The sequence below is a fragment of the Chlorobium ferrooxidans DSM 13031 genome (genome assembly GCF_000168715.1).
Lineage (GTDB): Bacteria > Bacteroidota > Chlorobiia > Chlorobiales > Chlorobiaceae > Chlorobium > Chlorobium ferrooxidans.
The window spans coordinates 1-15,837 of record NZ_AASE01000008.1 but is presented as its reverse complement, the minus strand read 5'-3'; the positions used below and the strand labels follow the sequence as shown (position 1 = coordinate 15,837).

At 50.6% G+C, this 15,837-nt stretch carries 17 protein-coding genes and 1 pseudogene; 9 read left to right on the top strand and 9 right to left on the bottom strand.

Features of this window, described 5'->3' with window-relative positions; all coding sequences use genetic code 11:
• Positions 1-7: 7 nt before the first annotated feature.
• From ligA to CFERDRAFT_RS05695, 3 genes are read left to right on the top strand one after another with little or no spacing between them, the layout of a single operon-like run.
• A complete protein-coding gene (gene ligA, locus CFERDRAFT_RS05705) occupies positions 8-2,032 on the top strand; it encodes an NAD-dependent DNA ligase LigA (RefSeq protein WP_006366326.1) in 2,025 nt (674 codons plus the stop codon).
• 18 nt (positions 2,033-2,050) lie between these two features.
• Positions 2,051-2,677, top strand: coding sequence for an LOG family protein (locus CFERDRAFT_RS05700; protein WP_040433290.1), 627 nt, complete (start codon positions 2,051-2,053; stop codon positions 2,675-2,677).
• A gap of 11 nt (positions 2,678-2,688) precedes the next feature.
• Positions 2,689-3,069: a VanZ family protein gene (locus tag CFERDRAFT_RS05695; RefSeq protein WP_232209767.1), complete on the top strand. Its 381-nt coding sequence runs from the start codon at positions 2,689-2,691 to the stop codon at positions 3,067-3,069.
• A 168-nt stretch (positions 3,070-3,237) separates the two neighbouring features.
• Here the strand turns inward: CFERDRAFT_RS05695 and ubiE are convergent, their stop codons facing one another.
• Together ubiE and hisI are read right to left on the bottom strand one after the other, a co-directional pair.
• Positions 3,238-3,987 carry a bifunctional demethylmenaquinone methyltransferase/2-methoxy-6-polyprenyl-1,4-benzoquinol methylase UbiE gene (ubiE, locus tag CFERDRAFT_RS05690; RefSeq protein WP_006366320.1) on the bottom strand — a complete coding sequence of 250 codons (750 nt, stop codon included), beginning with the start codon at positions 3,985-3,987 and terminating at the stop codon, positions 3,238-3,240.
• The gene (gene hisI, locus CFERDRAFT_RS05685) at positions 3,971-4,384 is read right to left on the bottom strand and encodes a phosphoribosyl-AMP cyclohydrolase (protein WP_006366319.1); all 414 of its coding nucleotides are present in this window, start codon (positions 4,382-4,384) and stop codon (positions 3,971-3,973) included. Before hisI ends, ubiE begins: the two co-directional genes overlap by 17 nt.
• 165 nt (positions 4,385-4,549) lie before the next feature.
• On the opposite strand from hisI, the gene CFERDRAFT_RS05680 reads away from it, so the two are divergent.
• The 4 genes from CFERDRAFT_RS05680 (at position 4,550) to CFERDRAFT_RS05665 (ending at position 8,336) form a co-directional block, all read left to right on the top strand.
• Entirely contained in the window at positions 4,550-5,632 is a 1,083-nt protein-coding gene (locus tag CFERDRAFT_RS05680; protein WP_006366318.1) for an efflux RND transporter periplasmic adaptor subunit, read from the top strand.
• Positions 5,633-5,650: 18 nt separating this feature from the next.
• Positions 5,651-6,670: a ferrochelatase gene (locus CFERDRAFT_RS05675; RefSeq protein WP_006366317.1), complete on the top strand. Its 1,020-nt coding sequence runs from the start codon at positions 5,651-5,653 to the stop codon at positions 6,668-6,670.
• Positions 6,671-6,825: 155 nt separating this feature from the next.
• A complete protein-coding gene (locus CFERDRAFT_RS05670) occupies positions 6,826-7,668 on the top strand; it encodes an NYN domain-containing protein (RefSeq protein ID WP_006366316.1) in 843 nt (280 codons plus the stop codon).
• A gap of 236 nt (positions 7,669-7,904) precedes the next feature.
• Positions 7,905-8,336 carry a DUF1499 domain-containing protein gene (locus CFERDRAFT_RS05665; protein ID WP_006366315.1) on the top strand — a complete coding sequence of 144 codons (432 nt, stop codon included), beginning with the start codon at positions 7,905-7,907 and terminating at the stop codon, positions 8,334-8,336.
• A gap of 152 nt (positions 8,337-8,488) precedes the next feature.
• Here CFERDRAFT_RS05665 and CFERDRAFT_RS05660 read toward each other — a convergent pair whose 3' ends face one another.
• From CFERDRAFT_RS05660 to CFERDRAFT_RS05630, 7 genes and pseudogenes are all read right to left on the bottom strand, one after another.
• Positions 8,489-9,211 (bottom strand): energy-coupling factor ABC transporter ATP-binding protein, encoded by a 723-nt coding sequence (locus CFERDRAFT_RS05660; RefSeq protein WP_006366314.1) that lies wholly within the window; start codon positions 9,209-9,211, stop codon positions 8,489-8,491.
• An 11-nt stretch (positions 9,212-9,222) separates the two neighbouring features.
• The gene (locus tag CFERDRAFT_RS05655; RefSeq protein WP_006366313.1) at positions 9,223-9,990 is read right to left on the bottom strand and encodes an energy-coupling factor transporter transmembrane component T; all 768 of its coding nucleotides are present in this window, start codon (positions 9,988-9,990) and stop codon (positions 9,223-9,225) included.
• Entirely contained in the window at positions 9,990-11,003 is a 1,014-nt protein-coding gene (locus CFERDRAFT_RS05650; protein WP_006366312.1) for an energy-coupling factor ABC transporter permease, read from the bottom strand. The genes CFERDRAFT_RS05655 and CFERDRAFT_RS05650 overlap by 1 nt, the downstream gene beginning before the upstream one ends.
• 100 nt (positions 11,004-11,103) lie before the next feature.
• The gene (locus tag CFERDRAFT_RS05645; RefSeq protein WP_006366311.1) at positions 11,104-11,877 is read right to left on the bottom strand and encodes a transporter; all 774 of its coding nucleotides are present in this window, start codon (positions 11,875-11,877) and stop codon (positions 11,104-11,106) included.
• 126 nt (positions 11,878-12,003) lie between these two features.
• A complete protein-coding gene (gene nikR / locus CFERDRAFT_RS05640) occupies positions 12,004-12,411 on the bottom strand; it encodes a nickel-responsive transcriptional regulator NikR (RefSeq protein ID WP_006366310.1) in 408 nt (135 codons plus the stop codon).
• An 83-nt stretch (positions 12,412-12,494) separates the two neighbouring features.
• A pseudogene (gene gltA / locus CFERDRAFT_RS05635) lies at positions 12,495-13,920 on the bottom strand (NADPH-dependent glutamate synthase).
• A 105-nt stretch (positions 13,921-14,025) separates the two neighbouring features.
• The gene (locus CFERDRAFT_RS05630; RefSeq protein ID WP_006366308.1) at positions 14,026-14,871 is read right to left on the bottom strand and encodes a sulfide/dihydroorotate dehydrogenase-like FAD/NAD-binding protein; all 846 of its coding nucleotides are present in this window, start codon (positions 14,869-14,871) and stop codon (positions 14,026-14,028) included.
• A 159-nt stretch (positions 14,872-15,030) separates the two neighbouring features.
• On the opposite strand from CFERDRAFT_RS05630, the gene hisH reads away from it, so the two are divergent.
• Both hisH and CFERDRAFT_RS05620 read left to right on the top strand, forming a co-directional pair.
• On the top strand, positions 15,031-15,636 hold the full coding sequence (hisH, locus tag CFERDRAFT_RS05625; protein WP_006366307.1) for an imidazole glycerol phosphate synthase subunit HisH: 606 nt from the start codon (positions 15,031-15,033) through the stop codon (positions 15,634-15,636).
• Between the two features lie 43 nt (positions 15,637-15,679).
• A partial coding sequence (locus CFERDRAFT_RS05620) for a HisA/HisF-related TIM barrel protein (RefSeq protein ID WP_040433269.1) occupies positions 15,680-15,837 on the top strand: 158 nt, incomplete at its 3' end.

Below are 15,837 nucleotides of genomic sequence, written 5' to 3'. Positions count from 1 at the left end.
GTCATCAATGACCGATATCATCAGTGCCAGTGAGGAGATTCTGCGGCTTCGCAGAGAGATTGAACGCCACAACCGGCTCTATTATCAGGAGGCAAAACCCGAAATCTCCGATTACGATTTTGACCTGCTTCTTGAGCAGCTTGTTGCGCTTGAGCAGCAGTTCCCCGATCTTGTAACTCCCGACAGCCCCTCGCAGCGGGTTGGCGGTACCATTACGAAGGAGTTCACGGCTGTCCGGCACCGGGAGCCGATGCTGAGCCTCTCCAACACCTACTCGCCTGAGGAGGTTGAGGAGTTCTGCAACCGGCTGAGAAAGCTTCTTCTGCTTGAAGGGGTGCAGGAGCAGGAGATGGTAGCCGAGTTGAAGTTTGACGGTGTTGCCGTCACGCTTCTCTATCGGGACGCTCTTCTTGTTCAGGGGGCGACACGTGGTGACGGAGTTCAGGGTGACAATATTACGGTCAATCTCAAAACCATCGCAACAATCCCTCTGCGGCTTGAGGGTTCTCTTGCCGGTGAACTTCAGGGGGAGGGGAGGGAGATTGAGGTACGGGGAGAGGTCTATATGCCGAAGCTGGATTTTGAACACCTTAACGAAACCCGCCCCGAAGAGGACCGCTTTGCCAACCCCCGCAATGCCACCGCCGGGACCCTCAAGCTTCAGGACTCTGCTGAAGTAGCCAGACGCAGACTCTCTTTTGTTGCATACTATCTCAAAGGTCTCGGTGATGAAACCGCTTCGCATTTCTCAAGACTGAAGATGCTCGAACGTCTGGGATTTCATACCGGCGGTCACTACCGGCTTTGCCGTGAGCAGAACGAGATCAACCGCTTTATTGAAGAGTGGACCGAGAGGCGCTGGAAGCTGCCATACGAGACTGACGGTGTGGTGCTGAAGCTCAATGATGTCCGGCTCTGGGACAAGATAGGGGCGACAGCCAAAAGCCCCCGCTGGGCAATTGCCTACAAGTATCCTGCTCAGCAGGCGGCAACGGAGCTGCTTGATGTGCTCTTCCAGGTGGGCCGGCTTGGAACCATCACTCCGGTAGCAGAACTCAAGCCGGTTTTGCTTGCCGGTTCAACCGTATCGCGCTCGACCCTGCATAACTTCGATGAGATTGAGCGGCTCGGTCTTATGGTGCATGACCGTGTGGTTATCGAGAAAGCCGGAGAGGTGATTCCAAAGGTTATCAGTGTCGTACTTGCGGAGCGCCCGGTAGATGCGGAGCCGATTGCCGTTCCTGTTGTCTGTCCGGAGTGCAATACCCCTCTCGAAAAGCCTGAGAACGAGGTGAGCTGGTACTGCCCCAATGAAGCGGAGTGCCCGGCTCAAATCAGGGGAAGGCTGCTTCACTTTGCTTCGCGCAACGCCATGGATATCAAGACACTCGGCAAGGCTCTGGTCGATCAGCTGGTCGGGATGAAGCTTGTTCGCGATGTGGGAGATCTCTACCTGCTCCAGGAGCCGCAACTTGAAAATCTGGAGCGCATGGGCCGCAAGTCCGCGCAGAATCTTGTTCGGGCTCTTGCCGAGAGCCGTGAAAAAAGTTATGAGAGGCTGCTCTACGCACTCGGTATCCGTCATGTCGGTCGTGCAACCGCCCGTGAGCTTTCGGCTGCATACCCTTCGCTTGATCTTCTGCGGCAGGCCAGTGAGGAGGAACTTTCAACGGTGCCCGATGTCGGTCCGATTGTGGCACGCAGCATCGTTGACTTTTTTGCAAAGCCTTCATCGGCCGCTCTCTTTGAAACGCTGCGTGAAGCGGGAGTTCAGGTAAGTGCTGCCGGAAAGCCCGAGCAGGTCAACCGGAATTTTGAGGGCATCAGCGTTATTTTTACCGGCGGGCTTGAGCGTTATGACCGTCAGAAAGCCACCGAGCTGGTGATTGAGCGGGGTGGCAGGGTGGTCGGTTCAGTCAGTAAAAAAACCGGTCTTGTTGTTGCCGGCCATGATCCCGGCAGCAAGCTTGAAAAGGCGTTGAAGCTCGGGGTGAGGGTGGTTACAGAGGATGAGTTTGATGCGATGTTATAAATCTGATCCAGTATGGCAATGACACCACATTACCGGGTGGCGATCTTCGGGTCTGCAAGACTTCATGAGGGAGAGCGGGATTATCAGGATGTTTTTTCGATAGCCAGAGGGCTGGCTGAAGAGGGGTTTGATATTGTGACCGGCGGTGGACCCGGGCTTATGCAGGCGGCAAATGCCGGTTCCCGAAGTGCCCGGTCAGAGAGCCGCTCAATAGGGCTGAACATCCGGCTTCCCCGTGAGCAGGAGCCGAATCCGTTTCTCGATATCAAGGAGGAGTTCCCCCTTTTCAGCAGTCGGCTCGACAACTTTATGGCACTTTCCGATGCCGTAGTGGTTGCCCCCGGAGGAATAGGTACACTGCTTGAACTCTTTTACGCCTGGCAGCTTGTCCAGGTGGAGCGAATCTGCGAAACGCCGATCATTCTGTATGGTGCGATCTGGAGTGATCTTCTGAGCTGGCTGAAGCGTGAGGTGATGGAGCGCGGGCTTTTCAGTAAAGGCGATATGCACATGATTTTTCATGTGATGGAGCCGGAGCAGGTAGTAGAGCTGATTAAAAAAATCCAAAGTGATCGCTTTAAGCAGGAGCATGCATGCAGGAACTTCTCGAAATATCGCAATGAGCTTGATGCACACAATCAGTAACGATGCACGCAATGAAAGAGAAAAAAAGGTATATGATGATCCTCTCCCGGCTGATGCTGACCGCTGCGGTGGTACTTATAAGCTGGCAGGCAACGGTTCGGAGCGGAGTCGATCTGCATGTCGAAAACGGTGACAAGCTGCTTCACTTTCTGGCTTTTGCTGTGCTTGCCGTGCTTGTGGATTTTGCTTTTCCGAAGAGCCGCTTCGGGATGTTCAAGATCATTCCGCTCATTCTTTATGGCCTTGCCATTGAGTATGTGCAGTCATTTCTGCCCTGCCGTTCAGCCTCGCTGGCCGATCTGCTTGTCGATATTGTCGGTATAGGCAGTTACCTTGTTTCCATTCCGATGCTTCAGCGTCTCCCTCTGCTTCAGGCAAGGTGGGTGGTGTAAAAAAAGAAAAGGACCAAAGGGAGTTCAAGGAGTGCAACGGTGAAGAGAAAATTCGCCCCCACAGTCAATTCAAAATTCAGAATTCAAAAACCATAATCTCTTCATCTTGTCCACCATGTCCACTATCGTCCACCATGTTTTCGTCCACTCAAGTCCACTTTCTTCCTCTTACTTCTGCGCAACGTAGAGAATAGAGGTTTCAAAGGTCATGGGGAAATAGTCCGCCTTGCTGAATCCTGCTTTTTTGAGAATAGCCGTAAATGCTTCAGCCTGTGGAAACTTTTCAACCGAGTGGGGCAGGTAGTCGTAGGCAAAGGTGGATTTGCTGAACAGGCCTGCTATTTTCGGCAGTACCTTTTTGAAGTAGATGAGGTAAAGCTTTTTCATCACGTCGTTTCTCGGTATCATCGGCTCAATAATGAGGGTGTGACCCCCCGGTTTGAGCACCCGGTGGAACTCCTGCATTCCTTTTTCAAGGTCTTCGAAATTTCTTACGCCGAACCCCGCGCTGACAATATCGAAACTTGCATCATTGAAGGGCAGTTTTTCTGCATACCCTTCAAGAAACGTTATATCCGGATATTTTTTTCTTGCGAGCACCAGCATTTCAGGCGAAAGATCAAGCGCAGTAACCTTTGCCCCCGCTATTTTAGCCATGGAGGCAGCCAGGTCACCGGTGCCGGTTGCGACATCAAGAATTCGAGGCAGAGGGGTGTTCTGCAACAGTTTTTTTGCCCTGCCGGTGGCGTTTGCCCGCCAGTAATTGTCTATTCCGAGACTCAAGAGGTGATTTAAAAAATCATAGGTCGGAGCAACCTCATCAAACATCTGCTGAATGGAGGCTCTCGATTTGGTCCGGTTCAGGGATTTGGCGTTCTCTTTGGATTGATTTGCCATTGGTTCAGCTTTTTTTACCATATACCTCTTCCGGATTAAACATCAGCGTATCGCAGATATCCATGGTCATATCACTGTTTGCCTTGCGATAAAAGCATGAGTGGTAGCCAACGTGACAGGCACCCCCTGTCTGGGAGACTTTCAGGAGCAGGGTATCGCCGTCGCAATCGATAAGAATTTCATGAACATCCTGCATGTTGCCGGATGATTCCCCTTTCAGCCAGAGCTCCTTGCGGCTTCGGCTCCAGTAGCAGGCTTTCTTTCTGTCGAAGGTCATTTGAAGGCTCTCACGGTTCATCCATGCCATCATGAGAACCTTGCCGGTTTCATGATCCTGGACAATTGCCGGTACCAGTCCTTTTTCATCGAACTTTACGGTGTCAAGAAAGCTTTTCCTGTTATCTTGATTATCGCCCATTGATACTGTAGATTAAGTGTTTTTTATACCCCGGTCCCTTTATTGGCGGCAGGAATCGAAAATGTTTTTAAAGATTGATAAAATTATGGAAAAACCAAGGTCGGAATGGAGAAATAGTGCAAAACATGTAACTTCCCAAAGCTGAATTATCCAGATAAGCTATAAATGAATACCCTACAGAAAGTTTTCCCAAAATATTCCATAGCCCTTGGTGTTCTGTTTGTTATAACGGTGTTTTTCCTGATTACAAGAGGAAATACCGTTGATATTGAGGCCGGAGAGGTGACCAATGCTGAACTTGTCCAGGCGATCTATGCTACAGGGTTTGTTGAGGCGGAGTCGATAGCCAACCTCAATACAGAATTTTCCGGAACCGTCAGTCATATTGGCGCAAAGGAGGGCGAGTCGGTCAAAAGAGGCCAGAACATCATCTCCTTCGACAGTCCCCAGCCCCAGTTTGCCGTCAGTGAAGCGCGTTCATCAGTTGCCGAGCAGGATGCCCAGGCACGGGAGAGCAGGGCGCAACTGAAGAGAAAGAGAAATCTCTACCATGAAGGAGCGATCTCCCGCCAGGATCTTGATGAAGCCGAAAAGAAGAGCGTTCAGGCTGATGAGCTGCTGCAGCAGAAGGCATTACAGTTGAAGATGCGCCAGGATGATCTCAACAAGCTCTCCGTGAAGGCACCTTTCGACGGGGTATTGACCTTGCAGAACGTCAAGCAGGGTGATTATCTCCCTGCCGGTACTCTTGTGGCCAGGGTGGTTGATCCTGCGGGCTATCTGATCAGTGTTGAGGTCGATGAACTTGATATTCCGCGTATCCGCAATGGTCAGAAGGCCACGGTTGTGTTTGATGCCTACCCTGATCAGAGGCTTTCAGCAGTTGTTTCGCGCATTGTGCCGCAGACGGACAAAATCACCAAAACCTCCAAGATCTATCTGACCATTGACAAGCCGGCGGGTACTATTCAGGCTGGTATGACAGCGACAGCAAACATTATCTACAACGTCCGCCAAAATGCCCTGCTGGTCAGAAAAAGTTCGGTTTTTGAAGAAAACCATCAGAACTACGTCTGGAAAATCGAAAAGGGTCGCCTGAAAAAGCAGCCGATTCGCCAGGGAGCCAGTGACCTGACCTTTGTTGAAGTTCTGCAGGGGCTAAAAAAAGGGGATAAAGTGGCTCTTGTTCCCGACAAGGGACTTCATGAAGGGATGGATGTCAGAATTGTTCGAGCAGGGAAATCCTGAGATATTGATTGCCGCCGAATGCCGTCAAAAGAGAAAATAGCCGTTATTCTTGCCGCTCATGGTGAGGCAGAGACCAACCTTTTTACGGAAAACTATCGTGTAACCCGTCAAACACTTGCTCACGCATCACTTGTGATGCCGATTCCAGCTCTTCTGCAGCGCACGATAGCCGTATCCTCTTCGCTGAAAAAAATTATTCGTGCCCGTACCGATCCCCGCTGTTCCCCCCAGAACCGGATTACCCGTGACCAGGCCGCAGCCCTGCAGCACTATCTGGATATATCTGCATTTCAGGATCTTCCGGATTTTGAGGTGCATGCTGCTTTTTCAGCCTCACCGCCCTATGCAGAGAGCGTCATTGAAGAGACCCGTGACTGTTCCGGGCAGATAATTATCTCAATGGCACCTGTTGACTCAAGCCTCTCCTGCGGTCTGCTCTGTTCCTGGCTGAAATCTTCGCGCAGCCCGGGGGAGCTCGGAAACGTCAGAGTGTTAAGCAGGTTCTGGGCGGATGAGCAGCTGCACAGGCTTTATCTTGATCACCTGTTTCAATCCGGCGGTGAGAAGCTGAAAGATCAACCGGTTTTGAGGGATGAAGAGCGGATTCTGCTGCTTCTTTTTCACGGTACACTGGTTAGTAACGAAAAAGGTGAAGTTCCTCCGTTTCAGACCGGCCTTGAAGGCACCCTGGGTTTTGCCGAACGGCTCGGAAATCTGATTCCCGGTGACCGCCGCAATCCATACGGCAGGATCATGACGGGATACCTCAATCATGATGTTGGCGGGAGCTGGACCACCCCCTCTTTTTCTGAAATCTGTTCGCAGCTTCAAAAAGAGAGCTCTGTACGTGTTGATCTGTTTGCCTGCGGATATTTTTCCGACGGAAATGAGACCATTCGTCGTGCTGATGAGCTCAGATCCTCAACGTCGGTACAAGATGCTGTACTTATTCCCTGCCTCAACACTTCCCCCGAGTTTATAGCCTATCTTGGTGATCGCGTGATCCGGGCGGCAAGGCAGATAACCCGCTTAGGCTAACCCTCTCCGGCTTTCAGCACCGGGCACTGCTGACCAATGGTGCGTTTACTTGCACTCTTCCCAAAGATCGGACTGAATGGTTAACACCCCGCTGTTGTTCCAATAGTTTGAGCGGATGCATATTGATGCTGAAAAAATGAAGAGGAGCTGATATTATGGGTCGAGCGGCTGTTTTTATTGACGGCGCAAATCTGTTTTATACGCAGCGCCATCTCGGGTGGCAGATAGATTTTTCACGGCTGATGGCTTTTTTTATGACAGGATATGCTTCGGTAGAGGCCAATTACTACGTTCCGGCATCCGAGCCGGTATCGGAAGAAAATGCGGCATTTACAAGGGTACTGACTGCTCATGGTTACCGGATCATCTCCAAACCGGTCAAAAAAATTGTCAACAAGGAGACCGGAGAGGTTATCATGAAGGGCAATCTTGATGTCGAGCTTGTTGTCGATGCTTTAATCGGCAGTGAACACTATGATACCTTTATTCTTTTCAGTGGCGACAGTGATTTTCTTCCTCTGCTCAGAGCGCTGAAAGAGAAGGGAAAAGAGGTTATTGTCTACTCCACCCAGGGATTAAGTGCAAGGGAACTGCTTGCAGAACCAAATGTCACCTATTTTGACCTTTCACTGCTCAGAGATCGTATCGGGCATCTGCGCAGCGGAGATACTCCTCGTACTGATTCCGCTTCAGCCCTTGCTCATGGCGGGTTTCCGGCTCGACTGCCCGATGTCGGGGAGCATTTTACCGGCACAGTCCTGAAGGTGAAGCCCTACGGAGTTTTTCTGAGCAACCCCTACCATGTCAAATGTCTTCTCCCCCTGAGTTTTCTCGGGGTTAGCCACTATATCAGGGATTTAACGGCGATTGTGCGGATGAGTGATGTTTTTGAGGTGACGGTTTTCCATGTGAATAAAGCAAAGGAGATTCCTGAAATCACCGTCAAGCTCATCGATAACGTGATGGTTGAAGAACTCGCTTCGCGAATTGCGGGGTGAAGAGGAAGAGCGTGGACTCCCGTGGAGGATGAGATGGTGGACAGAAGTGGACAAGATGAAGAGATTATGGATTTTGAATTCTGGATTTTGGATTGAAAGAAGGAAGATGAAAGAGGAAGGGATTGTCCGCGAACAGGATGTAGGGGCAAACCTGTGTGTTTGCCCTGCTCTTCGTCGTTGCTGCCCCTGATCTCTTCTACGTTCTTTTTTAAACAATAATAAAACCGGATCATATTATGAGTGATATTTTCAGTGATGCAATCGGGGCGGTAACCGCTCAGCTCTCCGGGTTATGGCCGCAGCCCGAGGTGAGCCCTCAGCTTGTGAATGGAAAACTCAGGCCCTGCCCCCCGACACCAAACTGTGTAAGCAGTGAGAGCAGCGACCTGATTCACCGGATCGACCCGCTGCCATTTTCGGGGTCACCTGAAGAGGCTATGGCGCGCTTGAAAAAAGTGATTACGGAGAAGGGCGGAACCGTGCAGCATGAAGAGCAGTGGTATATCTGGTCAACATTTACGGTTCCGGTAATCGGTTTTATCGATGATGTCGAGTTCAGACTCAGTCCTGAAGAGCGTGTTATTCATGTTCGATCCTCCTCAAGGCTCGGATTTTCCGATCTCGGTGTAAATCGCGCAAGGGTCGAAGAGCTGAGGAAAGCCTATTGATCACGAAACAGACGCAATCACACGAATTGGTGTAGGGGCGATCCTGTGTGATCGCCCGCTATGGTGATATTTCTTTTCGTCCTTGCTGTCCCTGAAGTCCCTGAGGTCCTTTTTTTGATTTTCTTTGCAATCCAAAATTCAGCATTCAAAATTTATAATTGCTGCAAGCGCAGCGGAAGCTCGAGATTGTTGGCTTCAAGCAGTGTTCTGTCGGAGAGAATTTCTCTCGTCTGACCGTCGGCAGCAATGCATCCGTTGTTCATGATGCATACCCGATCGCAGGTGTCCCAGATAAAATCGAGGTCATGTGAAACCGTGATTTTTGTTATTCCAAGCGAATTTACCAGGTTGATCAGTTTTCTCCGGTTTTTTGGATCAAGATCCGACGTCGGTTCATCCATGACAATCACATCCGGCTTCATGACCAGCACGGTGGCAAAGGAGGCAAACCGCTTCTGACCCTGCGAGAGGTGAGCCGGAGGTTTATCGCGCAGCTCCCAGAGATTCAGTTCCCGGAGCACCTTTTCCGCCAGGATGGCGATATCCGCACGATTCATGCCGAGATTCTCCGGTCCGAAGGCCACATCATCGTAAAGCCTTGCCGTAAAGAGCTGGTCATCCGGGTTTTGAAAAAGCAGGCCCACCAGTTTATGGATCCGGTCAAGATTTTTTCTGCACACCTTGATGCCGCCAATCGAAATGGAGCCCGCCCCTGGAAGGTAGTAGCCGTTCAGGTGATTGACCAGTGTCGATTTCCCTGCCCCGTTTGCTCCTACAATACCGACGGCACTCCCTTCGGTTACGTCAAGGGTTACGTTGTCGATTGCTTTTGTTCCGTCAGGGTAGGAAAAAGAGAGTCCTTCAATGGAGATCATTCAGGTGATAATTAAAAGATCAGGCGAAGCGCCAGGAAAAAGAGCGTCCAGAGTCCAACGGTTTTCCACTCTTGAGGGCTCATGTTCGCAGGAGAGCGGCTTGCGAGCCGTCCATTGAAACCTCTGGCACTCATGCTGCGGTAAAGCCTTTCGGCACGGTCTGTTGTTCTCAATAGCAATGATCCAAGGAGAGGAGCTGTTCGAAAGAGCCCTTTTCCTCTCCTGCCGAACGAGCGGATATCCCTTGCCTTCTGCATTGCCTGAGCCTCTTTATGCAAAACGGAGCTGTAGCGCTCGAGCAGTATAAGCTGTGTTATCAGGAGATCTGGAACATGAAGTGATTCAAGCGCGCAGCAGATACGATAAAACGGAATGCAGAGGGTAACGGTGAGGAGACCGGCAACGGAAATGATTGTTTTTGCTACAATAACCGTACCGGAAATCATGCCTCCGCTGAGGGTTATACCGGAGATAGTCATGACGGGGTTCCGGTCCAGCACGAGATTTCCGGCAGCCATAAAGAGCACGAAGGGGGAGATCTGCAACAGTCGTTTCACAATGATGTTCACGTCAAGCCTTGTCGCAAACATGAGAAATAGCGGAAAGGTCCCGAAAGCAATTACTCCCGGAAGGTTGAATTTCGGAACCGAAAGCAGTGAGAAAACAAAGAGAACCGTCACGATTAGGGCAGAGCGGTCACTCCCGAGGAATAGAGAGACCGGAGTTGCTTTTTCATGCCCGGTACTGCCAGAGTCATCTGAGTGGAGTCGGGAGCGCATCACTGGCGTTCCGCTTCAGTTCGTTTTCTGCCCAGTAGCAGGCCTATGGTTCCGGCTGCAGCAAGGACGGAAAGACTTCCGACGATACCGGACAGAGTTGTGCCCGCATTTACAGGTGATTCCGGGTTCCTGAGGGATTCCGTGGTGGACTTGAAGCCGTAATCGGGCAGGAATGCGACCTTCTGCTGCAGAGCAGCAAGGGTCTCATGCAGAGGTTCGCTGGCCGGGCGGAACTCTGAGGAACCCGATACTTTCGCTATTGACCATTCAAGGCCGTCGGGTTGCGGGGAGGCATACCAGGAGAGTACCCCTCCGACGAGGAGCGCAAGAACAGCAAAGAGTGCGAAAGTCGAACGGGGATGAACGGCGGCTCCGGAGGGAACGAGCAGAGACGGCTCTGTTCGTGCAATGAAAACGAGTACTCCCCAGGTAACCAGACCCTCTACAATACCGATAGCAAGATGGACCGGCAGCATGAAAAGCAGAAAAGTGCTGAACGGTAACTCAGTTATTCCCGATAAAACCGTTTGCAGCACAACGGAGAGTGCACCCATCAAAAGAGCCGCTGTGGCGGCCATTAAGCTGCCGAAAGCAAGTTTTTCCGGTGATGCAGAACCACCGGCGACAACACGATAGATAAACGGAAATGCAATAAATGCAGGGAAAAATGCCAGGTTGAAGATATTGCAGCCAAGGGCCAGGAGGCCTCCATCCGCAAAAAAGAGGCACTGAATGATGAGTACCGAGGCCAGCGTAATAAATGCCCGGTATGGGCCCAGCAGAACCGCAAGCAGCAGTCCCCCGCCAAGATGACCGCTTGAACCGGTGCCGGGAATGGTGAAGTTGATCATCTGTGCAGCAAAAACAAATGCTCCGAGTACACCCATGAACGCTGTTTTGCTGTTGTCGTTCTCTTCGGTGATTTTTTTTGCCGAATAGCCGATGAGCGCCCCGCTTGCAATCCAGAATGTGCCGCCGACAACCGGTGAGAGTAGCGCGTCAGACATGTGCATGATGATAGTTCCTCCAGGTTGTTGATCTTCGTGCTATGAAATTAATAATTGTGTCACCAAACTGCAATGAGCGGATTTGTTGAAAACAGATTTCCGACCGTTAAAACCGGGCGGCCAGTCCGGCAAGAAAAGCTGTATCGGTTTCAGCTTCATTGAGTCCGTATTTGAGGCCGAAATCAAGATCAAGACTCTCTGCAACAGCGCAAATGACTCCCCCGAGAAGAAACGCAGGATGCTTTTTTGACGCCTTTGCTTCATTCGTTTCAATTCCTGAGTTCAGAACGGCACGAAGATCTCCCGTTACATTGATTTCGGTTCCGATAGAAGCATGCCAGATATGGTTTCTTGCATTATCATCACCCTTTTCGATACGGCTGTAGCCGAGATTGCAGTGCACGGCTCCGAGACGGGCTGCACGGGTTGCAATGAGTAGCAAGCTCTCCTGGAATAGATCGCTTCCCAGCCCTTTTTGGGCATTGCCTGTTGGTATGGTGATGCCCGGTTTCAGGGCAAAGCTTAAACCGGTTGTTTCATCATCAAAAAAACGCCATTTCATTTCGATTGTCATATCCCCGATGCCGCTTGCATCCTGTGACGTAATGCCATTAGATTTTATCGACAGCCATTTTTCGGGCAGAGCTGTGACGAGGTCAATATTGTCGGCAATGCCCCAGGAGAGAGCCGCTGCAGCCTCTCCGCTGTGCTCTTTTTCTGTGCCACCGTCCCGGCTGTCGCTTGCGAACTCACTGTTGATTTCAATCTGGAATTTTCCCTTTCCCTGGGTACCGGTATCATCAGTTACGAGCGGATGGGTCGCGTAGGCGTTTGTTGATACCAGAAGGGTGAAAATGAAAACAGCGCTTTTTTTCAGCATGGGGATCAAGGTTCGCGGGATTAATTTTAAAGCTGATCGGGTTTACTGATAGCACTAAAATAATAATCGTGTTACTTTATTCAAAAAAAAATGCACCGCTGCTCAATACATGCCGTTTTTTTTGATTCAGCCGGCGGATGAAGAGATGCTCAGGCTCAGATGCTTGACTCCGACCTGGACCTTGAGGGTTGTGGCAAGTTTTTCAACATCGGAGGCACGGCCTTTTACGGCAATAATTTCAAGGCAGTGGTGATGGTCGAGGTGAACGTGCTGGGTTGAAATGATGGTCTCCTGAAAGTCATGCTGGATATCAAGGAGCAGGTTGACCAGTTCACGCTTGTGATGGTCATAGGTCATGACAATGGCCCCGGCAACCGTGCCCCCTTCGGTCCACTGCTTTCTGATGAGCTCTTCACGGATAAGATCCCGCAATGCTTCCGAGCGGCTCTTGTAATGCTGTGCTTCAATATGGCGGTCGAACGCGTCGATCAGTGTCTTTTCAAGGGAGATACCGAATCTGTAAAGTTCGCTCATTTCTGGTCACGGGATTGGTTCCAAGAATGAGAGAGGACTTTCCTCTCTCATTCTGCTGTGTAAGGGCATTTTCAGGTATTACCTCAGGCGGTAAGCTTTTCGTGAATGGCTTTGGCGGCAGTCCGTCCTGCGCCCATGGCAAGGATGACGGTCGCTCCGCCGGTTACAATGTCCCCGCCGGCATAGACATTCTCCTTTGAGGTTGCCATCGTGTTGATATCGACAACAATGGTATCCCGCTTGCTGACAGCGATATCCGGTGTGGTCTGATTGATCAGCGGATTGGAGCCGTTGCCGATCGAGATAATTGCCATATCAATCGGGAGAATGAACTCGGAATCCTTTATCGGTACCGGTTTGCGCCTTCCTGATTCGTCTGGTTCACCCAGCTCCATTTTAAGGCATTTTGCTCCCGTCAGCCACTGCTGCTCATTGCCGATAAACTCCAGAGGGTTCATGAGCAGCAGGAACTCTATGCCCTCTTCCTTTGCATGATGGATCTCCTCTTTACGGGCGGGCATTTCCGCTTCCGAGCGGCGGTAGACGATGTAGGCGTGCTCAGCGCCAAGCCGTTTGGCGGTGCGTACGGCATCCATGGCGGTATTTCCGCCACCGAAAACGGCAACATTTTTCCCCTTGCAGTTGAATACCGGGGTGTCATTGTCCGGGAACTGATAGGACTTCATCAGGTTGACCCTGGTGAGGAACTCATTGGCGGAATAGACTCCGAGCAGATTTTCACCGGGAATACCCATGAACCATGGCAGACCGGCACCTACACCGATAAAAATCGCATCAAAATCCTCATCTTTCAAAAGCTCGTCAATGGTAACGGTACGGCCTGCAACGGTATTGGTTACAAAATTCACACCGAGTTTTTTGAGCCCTTCAAGTTCACCCTGTACAATTGATTTGGGAAGGCGGAATTCGGGAATGCCGTACATCAGCACCCCGCCCAGTTCATGCAGTGCTTCAAAAACTGTTACGGCATGACCAAGCTGTATGAGGTCATTGGCGCAGCTCAGACCGGCAGGCCCGCTTCCGATAACTGCGATTTTTTTACCGGTTGCCGGCTGTACTTTCGGCAGCTCCACACTTCCGCTCTCACGCTCGTAATCGGCAGCAAAGCGTTCAAGGTTGCCGATGGCGACAGGTTTGTTTTTTCTGCCGACAACGCACTCTTTCTCGCACTGATCCTCCTGGGGGCAGACTCTTCCGCAGATAGCGGGAAGAACATTATCCTCCTTGATCTTTCGGGCCGCACCGGTGAAATCACCTTCGGCGATCAGTTTGATGAACTGATCAATCTTGATGTTGACCGGGGCACCCCTTGATACAGGGGGCATCCTTGCACTGAATACATCGGAGCGCCTCCTCCTGAGCCAGTTCAGCGGTATAGCCAAGATTGACCTCCCTGAAATTTTTGTTGCGAACGTCCGGATTCTGCGCCGGCATCTCCTGACGGGGGATTGCCATGCGTTCTTTTTTAGTGATATGCTGTGCGTCCATAGTAATCCTTCTGAAAAAGAGAGTTTGTTGATACTGCGATAGCTCTCCCTTTATGACAAGGGGAGTCACTTTTCAGGCCAATAAAACGGGATGAACGGTTTGAAATCAGCCCAGCTTGTTGAGATTGCACTGGTGGGCAAACGTTTCAGCCGACTGCTTCTCTTCCGGCAGGTAGAGCTTGTTGCGGTCCGTAAGATTTTTAAAATCGACCAGATGGGCATCAAATTCGGGGCCGTCAACACAGGCAAACTTGATCTCGTTGCCGATTGTAACCCTGCATCCGCCGCACATGCCGGTGCCGTCAACCATAATAGGGTTAAGGCTCACCATGGTCTTGATGTTGTAGGGACGGGTAACTTCAGCAATTGCCCGCATCATCGGAATCGGTCCAATTGCAAGCACATAATCAATTTTTTTACCCGAGTCAATAAGCTGCTGGAGTTTCTGGGTAACAAAGCCGTGAAAGCCGTATGAGCCGTCATCGGTTGTAATGTATGCTTCATCACTTACCGCCTTCATCTCCTCTTCAAGGATGACCAGATCTTTTGAACGTGCACCGTTGATGGTGATGACATAATTGCCTCCCTCCTTGAGTGCTACTGCTGTCGGATAGGCAATGGCGGTGCCTACACCTCCGCCGATGCTGACGGCAGTACCGAATTTCTCGATATGCGACGGTGTGCCGAGTGGTCCGACGATATCACTGATGGTATCTCCGGCCTCCTTGCTGTTCAGCTCTCTGGTGGATTTACCCATTCCCTGGACAATGATGGTAATGGTTCCTTTTTCAGGATCAGAGCCCGCAATGGTCAGAGGCACTCTTTCACCGGTCTGGCCGACTCTGATCATGACGAACTGACCGGCTTTTCTTTTTTTGGCGATCCGAGGGGCCTCTATTTCAATTTTTTTGATATTTTCCGCTAAAAAAACTGAGGAGATGATTGTATACATTGGCTCTTCGATTTCGTATGATAGTGGAGACTTTTCGGTAAGGTGCAAAAGTTTTTATTATAAGAATTAAATACACAATAAAAAAATCGTGCAGAAGGGAGAGGTCGTGCGGTTGCGGCTGTTTACCTGCATATTGCGAGTAATCTTAACGTTTTTTTCATGCTTTTTATTGCCGATTACGGTGCAGGTAACCTTCGCTCTGTCCAGAAGGCATTTGATTTTCTCGGAGTCAGGGCCATGGTCAGCAGTGATCCCTGCAAGCTTGCCGGCTGCAGCAAGGTTGTTCTTCCCGGTGTCGGTGCGTTTGGCCAGGCGATAGAGACACTCAACAGGAGCGGTTTCAGTGAAGCAATTCTGGAGCATGTAGACAAAGGGGGTCAGCTTCTCGGCATCTGCCTGGGCATGCAGCTTCTCCTTTCAGACAGTGAGGAGATGGGTGCATACAGGGGTTTGAACCTTGTTCCCGGCAGGGTGCTGCATTTCAGGAGCGAAACCGATAAAATCCCTCAGATTGGATGGAACTCCGTCGATCAGCAGAAGGAGAGTGTGCTGTTCCGGGGAGTTGCTGACCATGCATTTTTCTACTTTGTTCACTCGTTCTACTGTGAGCCGCATAGTACGGATGCAATTGCTGCGACAACCTGGTATGCCGGAAAAAATTTTTGTTCGGCCATAGAAAAAAATGGTATTTTTGCTGTTCAGTTTCATCCGGAAAAAAGTTCCGATGCCGGCTTGCAGGTGCTGAAAAACTTTGCCGAATGCTAAAACAGTTTTTTGATTCTTTCCTGGGCACATCTATTAATACCTTATGTTGATCATTCCAGCCATAGATATAAAAGAGGGCAAGTGTGTCCGGCTTACCCGCGGTGACTTCAACCAGAAAAAGATCTATCTCGACAATCCCCGCGACATGGCAATCATCTGGCGCAAGCAGAATGCCAAGATGCTCCATATCGTCGATCTTGA